The organism is Helicobacter cholecystus, from assembly GCF_003364215.1.
In the GTDB taxonomy this organism is placed as follows: domain Bacteria; phylum Campylobacterota; class Campylobacteria; order Campylobacterales; family Helicobacteraceae; genus Helicobacter_G; species Helicobacter_G cholecystus.
This window is the reverse complement of sequence record NZ_NXLU01000005.1, coordinates 83,225-97,383: the sequence shown is the minus strand read 5'-3', so window position 1 is coordinate 97,383 and position 14,159 is coordinate 83,225. Positions and strand designations below refer to the sequence as shown.

The window sequence follows — 14,159 nt, the reverse complement described above, 5'->3', positions numbered from 1 at the left end:
CCTTCAAGATAGTTTACTGTTTTTTTCATTAAGCGTCTCCTTTAAGTCTTAATAGACTATTCTCTCCCCCTAGAGAATAGTCGGGGCTCTATTGTTTATTAGGGTATTATGAATGAGGGTTAATCCTGATTGTTTTATCTTATTTTTATTTCTTTTAAGCTTTTATTTATAATGACACAAGAGGTTTTTAATCACAAAGAGATTTGTTTAAAGATATAAGAATGTTTTTATGGATGAGTTGTTGGTATTTGAATTCTTTTGTATATGAAAGAAAGATAAAGAAGTTTCTTTTTTATAAACTCTTAGCTTCGATAATCTGAATTGTAAAATTAATCAATATAAGAACATAAGGAGAAAACAATAAAAAAAGAAATACAACTTCTTTTTTAGGGGGGGGGGATAAACCAGTCGATTTTCTACTGATTCAAAACAAGGCTTTAAAAAACCAGCGACATTATTTATGTGATTTTAAGAGAATTTGTGTAAATACTACAACATACCCGAAAAATATAAGTTTTTAAAAATAAGAATTTTAAGAAAAATGAGAGCAAGAGGTAAAAATATCTATTACTTCATATCCCTCCAAGCACTGCATCCTCTATCATAGCCATAGTTACAGGATTTGAGAAAAAAATCTTGCGCTTTTTTATAGTCATAGGGAATATCCCCTCTTCCAAATTCATAAAGATATCCAGCGTTATAACAAGCCCCTCCACTTTTTTTCACACACCCTGCTTCAAAAGCTTTGAGTGCCTCATCATAATCTTGCTCTACAATTTTACCCTCAAGATAGTAGATGCCTAGCTTCCAGCACCACACCCCATCATCATCAATGCATTTGATTTTTGCCTCTTTGATTTCTAGCTCTTGGGGGGTGAGTTTTGGTTCTTCTTGTTGCACAACTACTTCTTTGCCATTTTCATCAATGATGATTTTGGGTTTGGGTTTGGGCTTAGGTTTGGGTTTTTTAGCCGTAATGGGTGGGAGAAGCTGGTAACGTGGGACAGGTTTATTATGTGTGGAGGTGATATGGGGATCTTTTTTCTTTTTGCTTGCTTGAATATAGGGGTTTGTGCTCTGCTCCCCCATAAGTAAGGCACACAAAAAGCTAAAAGCTATAAAAAATTTTAACATCCTAGCTCTTTTGCAAGGAATGCTCCTGTATAGCTTCCACTTTTTTTAGCATTCTTGGCAATATGTTTGACACTTCCCATATCCACAATTTTTCCTCCTTTATCACCCCCCTCAGGACCAATATCAATAATATAGTCTGCATTTTTAATCATATCCAGATTGTGCTCAATGACAATTGCAGAATTACCCAATCCTACAAGATGATGTAAAACTTTTGTCAGTCGATCCACATCTGCAAAATGCAGTCCTGTTGTAGGCTCATCAAGAATATAGAGAGTTTTTCCTGTATCTTTGCGTGAAAGCTCTTTGGCAAGTTTAATCCTTTGGGCTTCTCCTCCACTTAGGGTTGTTGCATTTTGTCCTAAGGTGATATAGCCCAGTCCTACATCTTGAAGAGTTTGAAGTTTTTGGGCAATTTTTGGAAGCTTAGAGAAAAATAACAATGCTTCATCCACACTCATATTCAGCACATCTGCAATTGATTTGTCTTTATAGAGGATTTCAAGAGTTTGGGCATTATAACGACTTCCATTACAACTATCGCATTTGACCATTACATCAGGCAAAAAATGCATTTCAATTTTAATTTCTCCCTCACCTTGGCATTTCTCACATCTTCCACCCTTAACATTAAAGCTAAAGCGTCCCATATTGTATCCGCGAATTTTTGCTTCTTTAACTTCTGAAAAAAGCGCTCGAATATCATCCATCACTCCTGTATAGGTTGCAGGATTACTGCGCGGAGTTCTTCCAATAGGGCTTTGGTCTAAATAAATAACTTTATCAAGTTGCTCAAGTCCCAAAATGCTTACACCATCGCATTTTTGAATCTTCTTACTATGATTAAGAAGCTCTTGGGCAACAGGTAAAAGGGTTTGAAGAATGAGTGAGCTTTTTCCACTTCCACTCACTCCAGTGATACACACAAAGTTTGAGAGCGGAATTTTGACACTAAGGTTTTTAATGTTATTGATATTGACATTTTGAATTTGGATAAATTTTTCTTGAGGGCGATTGTGTGGATAAGAGATTTGCTTATTGCCGTTGATATACTGAGCAGTGAGGGTATTTTGTTTAAGAAGTTCTTCTACATTTCCTGCAAAAATCACTTCTCCACCATTCACTCCTGCCCTAGGACCAATATCTACAATATAGTCTGCCTGCATAATTGTCTCTTTATCATGCTCTACAACAATAACTGTATTGCCTTTTTCTTGTAAGCTTCTAAGGGTGCGGATAAGTTTGAGTGTATCTCTTTCATGTAGCCCAATACTTGGCTCATCAAGAACATACATTACCCCCGTAAGTCCACTTCCAATCTGAGAAGCGATTCTAATCCTTTGGCTTTCCCCTCCACTAATGGTTCTTGCATCTCTTCCAAGAGTAAGATAGCCTAATCCTACATCATAAAGGAAAAATAGTCTCTCACGAATTTCTTTAAAGATAGATGAAGCAATGAGTTGCTCTTGATCTGTAAGATAAGAGAAATTTTCCTCATTGATAAAAAACTCATAACACTCTTGCAAAGGCATATCTAATACATCTGCAATCCCTTTTCCCGCAACCTTGACTGCAAGAGATTGGGGTTTTAATCTATGGCCTTTGCAACTAGGGCAGACCTTTTCACTCATAAAATCTGCCAAGTCTTTTTCATCTTTAAAAAGATCGTAGGCAATCTGCATAATCCCCTGCCAAGGACGCACCAATTTACTCCCCCTCCAAGTAAGTTCCACTTCTACACTATTACCATAAAGTAATGCCTTTTGCTCTTGGGAAGAAAGTTCTTCAAAACTCTTGCTCACATCGATTTTATTTGCCTTGCAAAAGCCCTCAAAGAGCATATTGTAATACCCTCGATTAAAACCAAAAATAAATTTAATTGCCCCCTCATTAAGAGGAATAGAGGCATTGAGAATCTTTTTAATATCAATACTGTATTTCATTCCCAATCCCCCACAATCCTCGCATGCCCCTTTAGGAGAGTTAAAAGAAAAACTTAGGGGCTCTAATGGTTCAAAACTCACTTTACAATCAAAACAAGCAAAATGCTCTGAGAAATGCAAGAACTTTGATCCCTCATCATTTAAAACCTCAATTTCTACTTCTCCATAAGATTCTCTAAGGGCTTTTTCTACTCCCTGTGCAATACGTGTGTGATTATCATCATTAAGCACCACCCTGTCAATAATGGCTTTAATGGTATGTTTTTTGGTTTTGCTTAATGTAATCTCTTCGTCTAATCGCACCATCACTCCATCAATATACGCTCTCACATAACCCTTTTGTCGTAAAGATTCAATCTTCTCAGTAAAGCTTCCTTTTTTTTCTTTAATGATGGGGGAGAGAAGAATAAGCTTACTTTCTTTAGGAAGTGAGAGAACTTGGTTGATAATATCACCTTGTGTCATATGTGAAATAGGGTTACCGCATAAATGGCAATGTTGCTTGCCCACTCTTGCATATAAAAGTCTAAGATAGTCATAAATTTCAGTAATTGTTCCAACGGTAGAGCGTGGATTTTTAGATGTGGTTTTTTGATCAATAGCAATTGCAGGGGTAAGCCCTTCAATCTTATCAACATTAGGTTTTCCCACTTTATCTAAAAACTGCCTAGCATAGCTTGAGAGAGATTCAATATAGCGTCTTTGACCCTCAGCATAAAGAGTGTCAAAGGCAAGTGTGCTTTTTCCACTTCCACTTAAACCTGTAAAAACGATCAACTTATTTTTAGGAAGAGAGAGATTGATATTTTTAAGATTATTTTCCTTTGCACCTGTAATAGTGATATATTCACTCATAAGAACTCCAAAAACTAAGAAATAAATCTATGATTATAGATTAATTTCAACATTACATATTTTGGAAGTAAAAATATTCTTGAGTAAAATAGCAATAACACTATTTTATAAAAAGCTTGGGCAAAATGAAGAAACTTGCATTATTTTTTTTAATGACTTTAGCTTGTTTGGGAGCAGTTGGAGAAAATAAGATTTGGAGAAAAGGATATACCTTTTTAAATTTTCTTGAAGACCATCATATTCCCTTAAAGCTCTATTACAATCTCTCTACACAAGATAAGGAACTGACTGCTGAGATTTATGCAGGGGTACAATATCAAGTCTTAAGAAATAAGAATGGACAACTTTTACAAGCTCTCATTCCAATTGATGAGGATATTCAAATTCATATTTATAAACAAGGTGTCAATTATAAGCTTATCTTCACTCCTATTAGGTATTTTCAAAAATCCAATACACTTGCTTTAGAAGTGCTTAACTCTCCTCATCAAGATATCTTTGAACACTCTAAAGATTTAGGGCTTGCCAATGAGTTTTTAAATACTTATAAAAATTCAATTAATTTTAAGAAAGAAGTGATTAAGGGTGATAAACTTGCCCTGATTTATAAGCGAAAATATCGTTTTGGAGAGGTTTTTGGACTTCCCAATATCCAATCAGCAATTATGCAGACTAATAAAAATCCTCACTATCTGATTGCCTATAAAGATCGCTATTATAATTTATTGGGAAAAGAAGTTGCAGGATTTTTACTTCAAATGCCCCTTACACAGGTATATATTACTTCAAGGTTTTCCAAAGCTAGAAAACACCCTGTTCTTGATAAGGTCATTCGCCCTCATTTTGGAATTGATCTGCGTGCAAAAGTAGGAACAATTGTGCGATCAGCAGGAAGTGGAAAAGTGCTGAGTGCAGGAAATAAGGGAGGGTATGGAAAAGCAATTGAGATTATTCATGAGGGGGGATTAAGAACGCTTTATGCACATCTAAGCAACATCGATAAAAAAGTAAAAGCTGGGGGATATGTAAAACAAGGACAAGTGATTGGTAAAAGTGGTAATACTGGGATTAGTTCTGGGCCTCATTTACATTTTGGACTTTATAAAAACAATCGCCCACTCAATCCTCTTGGAAGTATTAAAACTACTCGAAGTGAGCTTAAAGGTAAAGCTAAGAGTGACTATCTCCTCTATGCACAACAACAAAAATCCCTTCTTGAAGAAGAACTCAATAAACTCACTCTCAATCACACCTCAGCCACAACTGAAGGTAAGCTTGATGAAAATCAACCTCTGCAAGACTTTTCACCTCAAAATAAGGATGAGTAATGAGAGAGATTAAATTCCTCTACACCTCCCCTATTTCTTCCTCTTCTTTTATCAAGCCTCAACGTTTGTATTATCAACTTGGTGATGATGAGTATTATTGGGATTTTTACCAAGCTTTTGATAGTGTGGGAATTTTACTTTTTTTACCCAAGCAAGAGAGTTTATTACTTCTCAAGCATTACCGTCCTTGTGCATTTCTTAGAGAGAAAAAGGCACAGAGTTATGAGCTTTGTGCAGGACTTGTGGATAAGAAAGGTAAAAGCCTAGAACAAATTGCTCAGGAGGAAATTTTAGAAGAATGTGGATACGGTATTCCCTTAGAGAGACTGGTGCAAATCCATAGCTTCTTTGGCAATGTCGGTCTAACCCCTGCTAAACAAACTCTATTTTTTGCTACTATACACGAAGAAGAAAAAATTACTCAAGGTGGAGGAGAGGGGGATGAAAATTTTGAACCCTTTTTTCTTAAAACCTCTGAAATTTTAGATTTTCTAAAAAATCCCAATATCCCCAAAACCACTTCTTTAGCTTATATGCTCCAGTGGTTTTATATCGAAAGAATGGAGAAGAATAGATGAAATGGATTTTTACTCTTTGCTTATGCTTAAGTGCCCTTGGATTTGCTTTTGAAGTTGAGGAACTTAAGCTAAAAATTCAAAGTGTTAATGAAAAAAGCAAGACTCTAGTCCTTAGCCCAAGTGATAAAGAGGTTTTAATCGGAGAAACAGGGATTGTTATCCATAACATTAGCTCAGGAATCATTAGCAACTCTGCCACAATTACAGATGTGCAAAGCGATAAGATTTTAGCAAAGTATGAAAAATTTACACTCTTAGATCAAAAATACCTTCCTACACCTGTCATTAAGCCCAGAGAGGGGGATGAAGTTATTCTAAGAAGCTTTTATTCTCGCGGATTTATTATCGCACCCAATCAAAAACTCTATGATTCTATTAAAACTCTCTATCCCAATATTCACTTTGTAAGCTCGGATTTACTTATTGCTGATGTGGGAGGAAAGGGGATTATTGATCCAAGTAAAAAGGGTTTTAAAGAGCTATGTAAGATCTATAGTGTAGGCTTACTTGCTATTTATGCAAGTAATGGAGTAAATCTCTTGGATTGTCAAAGTTTTGAAGTTTTAGAGCGTAAGGCAATGGAAAATCCAGAACCCAAAGAAATGATGTACCCTCTTTTTGCAAGGATAGAAGCTAAGAGTTTTTGGGATTTCTTACGTCCTAAAAAAAACTACTTTAAAGAATATGACAAACTTCTTTTAAAATGATTCTCTCCTGCTCTGATTTAAAGTTTTTTAAGCATCTTCTCGGAGAGGAAAATGTTTGCAATGATCCTGCGGTCTTAAGTGTTTATAGCTATGATAGCACTCGCTTGGAGTATCTCCCCTCCTGCGTTCTCTTTCCTCGTCACACTCAAGATATTCAAGAGATTATGAAATATGCTTGTATTCATAAGCTTCCCATTATCCCAAGAGGTGCAGGGAGTGGAATGAGTGGAGGGAGTTTGGGTAAGGGAATTATCTTGGCAATGCAAAAACATTTTAGAAAAATCATAGAAATTGATTCTCTTAATCTCTGTGCAAAAGTTCAGCCCTGTGTGATTAATGCAGAGCTCAACCTTGCCCTCAATCCTTACGGCCTTTTTTTCCCTCCAGACCCTGCAAGTGCATCTTTTAGCACAATTGGAGGGAATATGGCTGAAAATGCTGGAGGAATGTGTGCAGTAAAATATGGGGTAAGCAAGGATTATTTACTCAGTGCTGAAGTTGTGCTAGGCAATGGAGAGAAAATCACTCTAGGGCACAAGACTTATAAAGATGTTGCGGGATACAATCTTTTAGGTTTATTGTGTGGAAGTGAAGGCACACTAGGAATCTTTACAGAGCTCACACTCAAACTCAAAGCAAAACCTAAGTTCCAGCGCTCACTTTTGATTTGTTTTGATGATATTTCTAAACTTGCACAATGCTCTTATACAATCCTCTCTGAAGGGATTACTCCTTGTGCAATGGAGTTTTTAGACAAACTCAGCACTCAAGCACTCAATGCCCTAAAACCTATTTACCCTCCACACTCTGAAGCTATTTTAATCATTAAACTTGATGGAAACTTTGCTCCAAGCCTAGAGCATGAACTCCAAGCCATTATAGATATTGCAAAAAAATTTTCTCCCCTTTTATTCAAAGTTGCCCAAACTCCTCAAGAAGAGGAGGAGATTTGGTTTGGCAGAAAAAATGCCTCTCAAGCCAATAGCATCTATGGAGTTAAAAAACTCAATGAAGATATTACCCTCCCTCGCTCTTGTGTGCCCGAATTTCTGACACAAACTCAAAAAATTGGAGAGAAATACAATCTTAAGATTCCTTGTTTTGGTCATATTGGCGATGGCAATATCCATACAAATGTTTTCCTCCCCTCTCTTGATTTGCTCCCCATTGGAAAAAAAGCCATTGATGAGCTCTTCTCTTTTGCCCTATCTTTGGGAGGAACATTAAGTGGAGAGCATGGAATAGGAATCACAAAAGCCTCTTATATGCCTCTAGCATTTTCTCAAGCTCATTTACAACTTTTCAAAGAGATTAAAAAAGCCTTTGACCCTTATCATATTCTTAATCCTTATAAAATGGGGTTAGAATAAGATTTTGATCTTGCTCTTTGATGGAGGAAACTATGAAAAAATCACTCTTTATTTCTTTATTTTTTAGCTTGGCTTACACACAGGAAAAAGCTGAATTTATCGATGATTTAGAATATGGAAAACGTTTATATGAAAATCCAAGAGGGATTAGCTGTCAAAAATGCCATGGTTATAAAGGAGAGGGATCACAAATAGCTACCTACCGCCATAAGGGACAGAAAAAAATACTTCAAGCTCCAAATATCAAAGACTTAAGTCTTGAAGCATTTTTAGCAAAATTCAAAAACTCTAAAACAAAAAATAAAGATGTTATGCCTTTTTATCACCTTACAGACAAAGAGCTGAATGCTATCTTTCGCTATCTTAAAAATCAACCTCCATTTTAAACCCTTTTTGTCACTTTCAATTCTTTAATCCGTGCGCCATCCATTTCTAAAACTTCAAACATACAATTTTCATCTTCCAAAATATCCCCCACAACAGGTAAACGCCCAAAAAGCGTAAAAACATATCCTCCAAGGCTAACTTGCTCATGTTCATTGCTAAATTTTATATTAAGTGTTTCTTCGGCTTTCTCCATATCAAGCATCCCACTCATTTTATAGGTCTGCTCATTAATTTGAGAGATTTCCTCATCGACTAAATCATACTCATCAGAGATATCTCCAACGATCTCTTCGACTATATCTTCCATTGTCAATAGTCCAGAAGTTCCACCATACTCATCCACAACAAGAGCTGTGTGAATCTGCTCTTTATTCATCTTTTTAAGAATATTAGAGATTGAAGCATTCTCAGGCACAATAATGAGTTCATGTACAATGGAATTTAAATCACGATTTTCTCTACTCATCTCTTTAAGCAAATCACGAATATGAATCACTCCTAAAATATTATCTTTACTTTCCTTGAAATAAGGATAACGTGTGTGATTGGTTTGCATAATGACCTTTAAATTCTCTTCAAAGCTCTCATCAGCATCAAGGCAGATCATATTTTTTCTAGGAGTCATAATCTCTTTTGCTACAGTATCTGAAAAATCCACTGCATTTTTAATAATTTCTCCCTCAATTGAATCAATAAATCCTCCCTTTAAACTCTCACCCACAATGATCTTTAACTCCTCATCAGAATGAGCATTTTCATGTTCTCTTGCAGGCTCAATCTTAAGCAAGGAAAGAAATGAGCTTGAGAGAATTTCAAAGAAGCGAATAAAAGGATAGAGTAAAACCCAAAAATAATGCAGAGGTCTTACTATCCATAATGTAATACGTTCAGCCTTTGCAATGGCAATAGATTTGGGAACCAATTCTCCTAAAACCACATGAAGCAAAGTGATAGAACTAAAGGCAATGGCAAAACTTAGCGTATGGATAAAAACCTCATTAGTATTAGAGAGAATATAAACAAACAAAACTTCCAAAATCTTGGCAATTGCAGGTTCGCCAATCCAACCTAAAGCAAGTGAAGAAAGGGTAATGCCTAATTGGGTAGCACTCAAATAACTATCAAGAGAAGAGGTAACCTTAAGCGCGAGTTTTGCGGAACTACTTCCATTTTTTACAAGCTCTTCAAGCTTTGAGCGTCGCACTTTTACAATAGCAAATTCAGAAAGAACAAAAAAACCATTAAGAAGAACAAGCAATAAAGCCAAAACCACCATTAAAACCGACTGGTATGGGTCCAATAAAAACTCCTAAAAATAAAATATGCCAAGATTTTATCACTATTTTATTAAAAATCCAAATTGCTTCTTATACCTCTTTCCAATATTGTTGAAGTAAAGTTTCAAGAGTAGAAATTAAATTTAAATTTTGCAAAGTTTTAAGCATTGATTGGAGTTCTTGGGCATAAGAGTGAAACTCTCTCTTAGCCCCCTGCAACCCTAAAAGGGTCACATAGCTATTTTTATCTTTATCCTTTTGAGTGGGTTTTCCTGCTTGACTTGAACTTTGAATCGCATCAATTAAATCATCACGAATTTGAAAAAATACCCCTAGCTTCATTCCAAAATCCCATAATTTTTTCTCCTCTACTCTATCCACTCTGGCAATAATTGCACCCATTTGTAAAGAAGTGGCAATAAGATAGGCAGTTTTTAAGCAATGAATTTGCTCAACTCTCTCAAGCCCTAAACTCTCCCCCTCAAACTCACAATCTAATGCCTCTCCTACAATCATCTTGCATGCTCCTTTTGAGAGTGAATGTACAAGTTTAGCAATGAGGCAATCCTCTAAATTACTCATTGCCAGAAGATAAAAGGCGTAAGAGTTTAAAAAATCTCCACTCAAAATCGCAGTGACTTCTCCATAACGTGTATGAAGAGTAGGATTACCTCGACGCAATGGGGCATTATCAATACTTGGCAAATCATCATGAATGAGTGAGAAAGTATGCAAAATCTCCATTGCCAAGGCAGGATAAAAAGATTCTTTAAGGGGGGTGTGAGGATAATTTCCTATAACACTGAGCATTAATGCAGGACGAAACCTTTTCCCTCCGCATCTCACCATTTCCCAAACCGCTCTTTGAAAATGAGGGTGAAAACTTTGGGCTTTTGGAGTATGCGAGAGTAAAAACTCCTCAAAATCCAAAAGGGTTGTATCGAGATTGAATGTATGCATTATTAAGTCCACCAATAAGATTAAGAGAAAATTGAAAACCTTCACGAGAAATTAAGATATCCAATCGTCCTAGTTTCACCGCCTCAGTGAGCAAAAATCTTAAACGCTTTTCTACTTCCTTACTTTGAGTTTTTTCATTAGGATTGAGAATTTTTTTATTATTAATCCATAAAATTCTATCCCCTACAAGCAATCCTTGCTGAAGGGCTTGAAATTTCGGATCAATAGCCGTGATCATAAGCTCATCATTAAGTGTAATTCCAATACGCTCAAAAAAACGATCAGGAAGCAAAAATCCTCCATAACGTCTTGAAACTTTGATAGAAAAAGTTTCAATTTTATCTGCGCGTCGAATTTTTACATTTGCTGTAGAGTGTTCTTCCAAATTTGCCACATACCACTCAAAATCATAATAATCCTTAAACTCTTTATTGTTGATGGAGAGGATTTCATCATCTTTAAGAAAGGGTACATTAGGAAAAAAAGGATCAACATATTCCACTTTTAAAACATCATGGGGATGGTCTTTATTTGGCATATAAAGTCTTACCCCAATATCTCCATAATAGGGCTCTTCTTGCTCAATGAATCTTAAGAGATATTGACTATCAATAAAAAGATTATCTCCCATACCAATGCCATAAATCTGATAGCAAATATTTGAAATGACGCTATTTAGAATAGTCTGTGCACTAAAACGTGCATAAGTTAAAAACCCTTTTTGTGGCTCAATCACAATCCCTTTTTCTGCATATTTTTCTGTAAGATCTGCCATATTAAGGCTTAAAGCTTTGTCATCAAGGGGCATGATCATATAGGTTTGTGCGTCCTTGGAAGTAAAAGGAAAAGCATAAAGCCCCACAAAGGGATCAGCCTTGAGAATTTCTACATCCTTAGGGGCTTTAGAGAAAAATCCTATATAAAATTTTTTATCCCCATGCTCAATCAAGACCACCCTTGAATTTTCAATTTTCTTAGATGCAACTTGATAATACTTTTTACAAATCTCAAAATCATAAGCAAAAAGCCAAGAGCTAAAAATAAGACCAAAAAGAAAAAATCTCATTTTTTAGCATTGTCCAAAAGGATTGATTCCACCAAGCATACCCATAGCTTGATTTTTCTTACCCTCTTCAATCTTTGAAAAAACTTCATTGAAGGCACCAATGAGCAAGATCTGCATTGCCTCTTTATCGCTTAATAAACTCTCATCAATGTTTAAATCCACAATTTCTCCCGCCCCATTAGCTCTAAGACTTACAAGCCCTCCTCCACTTTTAACCTCATAAATCTCACTCTTGCTTTTTTCTTCTAATTCTTTTGCTTTTTCTTGAAGATTTCCTAAAAGTTCTTGAAATTTATTTGTATCAAACATTTTTACACCTCATATTTAATGGATTCAATATTATTTTTATCATCAAGCAAAATTACTGTAGGTTTATAATGCTTCAAGTCCTCATCACAATAGGTTGCATAAGCAATAATAATGATTTTATCACCTGTATGCACTTTACGAGCTGCTGCACCATTAAGGCATATTGTTTTAGAGCCTGCTTGTCCATAAATAACATAGGTGCTAAATCTCTCTCCATTATTAATATTAACAATATCAACTTTAATGCCCTTATGCAGATTGGCACTTTTGGCAAGCTCCTCATCAATAGTGATTGATCCCTCATAGTTAAGATTAGCATCAGTCACTGTGGCCCTATGAATCTTGCTATAAAGCATTTCAAGCATCATTTATATTCCTTTTTTCTTGCGATTTTAACACACTTGCAATGACTTCTCTATCATCAAAATGAATTTTTTGGTGTCCAATGATCTGATAAGTTTCATCCCCTTTCCCTAAAATAAATAAAATTTCATCTCTTTCTTGTTCTCTAATTGCTTGTTCAATTGCTTGCTCTCTAATGGGGTTAATTGAACGAATGCTGTGATCTTGTCTCATGCCTGAGAGAATATCTACAATAATGTCTTGAGGGTTTTCACTGCGTGGATTATCACTTGTAATATAAATTTTTTGAGCATATTTTTGCACTACTTCTCCCATTTTGGGACGCTTACTCTTATCTCTATCTCCTCCAGCACCAAAAAGTACAGAAATCTTTTTACCCTCAAAGCTTTCTAGAATCTTTTCAATCCCATCATATGTATGTGCAAAATCAACAATAATGAGTGGATCTTTATTGACAATCTGCATTCTTCCCTCCACTCCCTCAAAGTCTTGCAAACTCTCTAAAATCTCTTTTAAAGGATACTTTGTGAGAGCCTTAATTGAAGTAATGGCACATAAGAGATTGTAGAGATTATGTTTTCCACACATTGAACTTTTTAAAATCTCTCTCTCCTCTTGTGTGCATACGGTTGCATTAATAAAGGGGGAACAAGAATACTTTAAAGAATACACCTGGGCCTTTTTGCATAAAGAATATCCCAAGAAAGGTGTTTGTATATGTACATTAGGCTCATCAGCATTAATCACCTCAAGAGTACATCCATCAAAAAAACTATTTTTTACTCTCTGATACTCTTGCAAATCTTTATGAAAATCCAAATGATCACTTGTGATATTTGTCAAAGCCTTAAGTGCAAAGTCAAGCCCTAAGATTCTATTTTGCACAATTGCATGAGAAGAAACCTCCATTACGAAAAAATCACACTCTCTTGCCTCTTCAATATAGTGGTAAAGTTCCAAAATCGTTGGGGTTGTAAGCCCTTTGGGTTGCTTTCTTAGTGCATTGATAAAAAACCCTCTTGTTCCTAGCAGTGCCACTTTATAGCCCAATTTTCTTAAGGAATAATCTATAAGTGCTGCTGTTGTAGTTTTTCCATTTGTGCCTGTAATTGCAATAATTTTAGGAGAGAGGGTAAAAAAATTCTTAAGCTCACTCTCATCGATACTGGGGAGATGTGCAACACTGTCTTGATATTTTTGATTCATTGTTGTTCTTACAAATAAAGCATTCAAATCCTCTGAAGCTTGGATACTATCATCACATAAAGAAGTGTAAGAATGTCCTTGGTAATTGAAGCTTTTATTTACTTTCATTACTTTGTTTTACCGCCTTTTGCAAAATATTATAAATTCTTGGATCTAGATCGTGATTTGCCCCAATTGCCTCTGCATACTGCAAAGTTAAGGTTGGCAAACCCTTCTCTATTAGGAGATTTAAAAATTCACACAATTCATCTTTATTAAAAAAAACAATTTTTGTGCTGAAATTAAAATCCTCAAAAGCCTCTTTAAAATTTTCTTGAGTAGCAATATATTTTTTGAAATCATCTAAGGTGATACATTCCAGAGATTCGGCTTGATATAATGCAAATTTAAGTGCTTCTTGGACCTCAAAGTTTTCAATCTCATTAATTTTTGAGAGCATAATCTCCATTTCTTGTACAAGCTCTGATGCTTTTTTCACCTTTCTACGCATAAAATAATAATCCCCCAAACCAACCCCTTTTCCAAAATTTTGCATTGAAATATCACAAAAAATTTTTCCATATTGACTGTCTAAATCATTGGGATCTAAAAAGTATTGTTCACTAAAAATTTGGCTTGCCTCTCTTATAACTCCCTTAGAGAGGAGATTAAAACCCTGTATGACTTTTTTTTTCAT

14 protein-coding genes are annotated in these 14,159 nt (G+C 35.5%); 5 read left to right on the top strand and 9 right to left on the bottom strand.

Going from position 1 to position 14,159, the window contains the following annotated elements; genetic code table 11:
* Positions 1 to 567: 567 nt before the first annotated feature.
* Positions 568 to 1,134: a tetratricopeptide repeat protein gene (locus tag CQA62_RS05070; protein ID WP_104724913.1), complete on the bottom strand. Its 567-nt coding sequence runs from the start codon at positions 1,132 to 1,134 to the stop codon at positions 568 to 570.
* Positions 1,128 to 3,932: an excinuclease ABC subunit UvrA gene (uvrA, locus tag CQA62_RS05065; protein WP_104724912.1), complete on the bottom strand. Its 2,805-nt coding sequence runs from the start codon at positions 3,930 to 3,932 to the stop codon at positions 1,128 to 1,130. The genes CQA62_RS05070 and uvrA overlap by 7 nt, the downstream gene beginning before the upstream one ends.
* Positions 3,933 to 4,057: 125 nt before the next feature.
* On the opposite strand from uvrA, the gene CQA62_RS05060 reads away from it, so the two are divergent.
* The 5 genes from CQA62_RS05060 to CQA62_RS05040 are packed head-to-tail and all read left to right on the top strand — an operon-like array spanning position 4,058 to position 8,301.
* Complete coding sequence (locus tag CQA62_RS05060; protein ID WP_104724911.1) at positions 4,058 to 5,260, top strand: peptidoglycan DD-metalloendopeptidase family protein; 1,203 nt, start codon at positions 4,058 to 4,060, stop codon at positions 5,258 to 5,260.
* Complete coding sequence (locus tag CQA62_RS05055) at positions 5,260 to 5,838, top strand: NUDIX domain-containing protein (RefSeq protein WP_104724910.1); 579 nt, start codon at positions 5,260 to 5,262, stop codon at positions 5,836 to 5,838. The genes CQA62_RS05060 and CQA62_RS05055 overlap by 1 nt, the downstream gene beginning before the upstream one ends.
* The gene (locus CQA62_RS05050; protein ID WP_104724909.1) at positions 5,835 to 6,545 is read left to right on the top strand and encodes a plasminogen-binding N-terminal domain-containing protein; all 711 of its coding nucleotides are present in this window, start codon (positions 5,835 to 5,837) and stop codon (positions 6,543 to 6,545) included. The genes CQA62_RS05055 and CQA62_RS05050 overlap by 4 nt, the downstream gene beginning before the upstream one ends.
* Complete coding sequence (locus CQA62_RS05045; RefSeq protein WP_104724908.1) at positions 6,542 to 7,915, top strand: FAD-binding oxidoreductase; 1,374 nt, start codon at positions 6,542 to 6,544, stop codon at positions 7,913 to 7,915. The genes CQA62_RS05050 and CQA62_RS05045 overlap by 4 nt, the downstream gene beginning before the upstream one ends.
* A gap of 32 nt (positions 7,916 to 7,947) precedes the next feature.
* Positions 7,948 to 8,301, top strand: a complete 354-nt coding sequence (locus tag CQA62_RS05040; protein WP_104724907.1) for a c-type cytochrome — start codon at positions 7,948 to 7,950, stop codon at positions 8,299 to 8,301.
* Here the strand turns inward: CQA62_RS05040 and CQA62_RS05035 are convergent.
* The 7 genes from CQA62_RS05035 to CQA62_RS05005 all read right to left on the bottom strand — a co-directional run bounded on the left by CQA62_RS05035 (position 8,298) and on the right by CQA62_RS05005 (position 14,159).
* Positions 8,298 to 9,602: a hemolysin family protein gene (locus CQA62_RS05035; protein ID WP_164752731.1), complete on the bottom strand. Its 1,305-nt coding sequence runs from the start codon at positions 9,600 to 9,602 to the stop codon at positions 8,298 to 8,300. The genes CQA62_RS05040 and CQA62_RS05035 overlap by 4 nt on opposite strands.
* A gap of 67 nt (positions 9,603 to 9,669) precedes the next feature.
* Entirely contained in the window at positions 9,670 to 10,539 is an 870-nt protein-coding gene (locus CQA62_RS05030; protein WP_104724905.1) for a polyprenyl synthetase family protein, read from the bottom strand.
* On the bottom strand, positions 10,499 to 11,605 hold the full coding sequence (locus CQA62_RS05025; RefSeq protein ID WP_104724904.1) for a DUF7488 domain-containing protein: 1,107 nt from the start codon (positions 11,603 to 11,605) through the stop codon (positions 10,499 to 10,501). Before CQA62_RS05025 ends, CQA62_RS05030 begins: the two co-directional genes overlap by 41 nt.
* 3 nt (positions 11,606 to 11,608) lie before the next feature.
* Positions 11,609 to 11,914: a YbaB/EbfC family nucleoid-associated protein gene (locus CQA62_RS05020; protein ID WP_104724903.1), complete on the bottom strand. Its 306-nt coding sequence runs from the start codon at positions 11,912 to 11,914 to the stop codon at positions 11,609 to 11,611.
* Positions 11,915 to 11,916: 2 nt separating this feature from the next.
* A complete protein-coding gene (gene panD, locus CQA62_RS05015; RefSeq protein WP_104724902.1) occupies positions 11,917 to 12,282 on the bottom strand; it encodes an aspartate 1-decarboxylase in 366 nt (121 codons plus the stop codon).
* Complete coding sequence (locus tag CQA62_RS05010) at positions 12,272 to 13,591, bottom strand: UDP-N-acetylmuramoyl-L-alanyl-D-glutamate--2,6-diaminopimelate ligase (RefSeq protein WP_104724901.1); 1,320 nt, start codon at positions 13,589 to 13,591, stop codon at positions 12,272 to 12,274. Before CQA62_RS05010 ends, panD begins: the two co-directional genes overlap by 11 nt.
* On the bottom strand, positions 13,578 to 14,159 hold the full coding sequence (locus CQA62_RS05005) for a hypothetical protein (protein ID WP_104724900.1): 582 nt from the start codon (positions 14,157 to 14,159) through the stop codon (positions 13,578 to 13,580). Before CQA62_RS05005 ends, CQA62_RS05010 begins: the two co-directional genes overlap by 14 nt.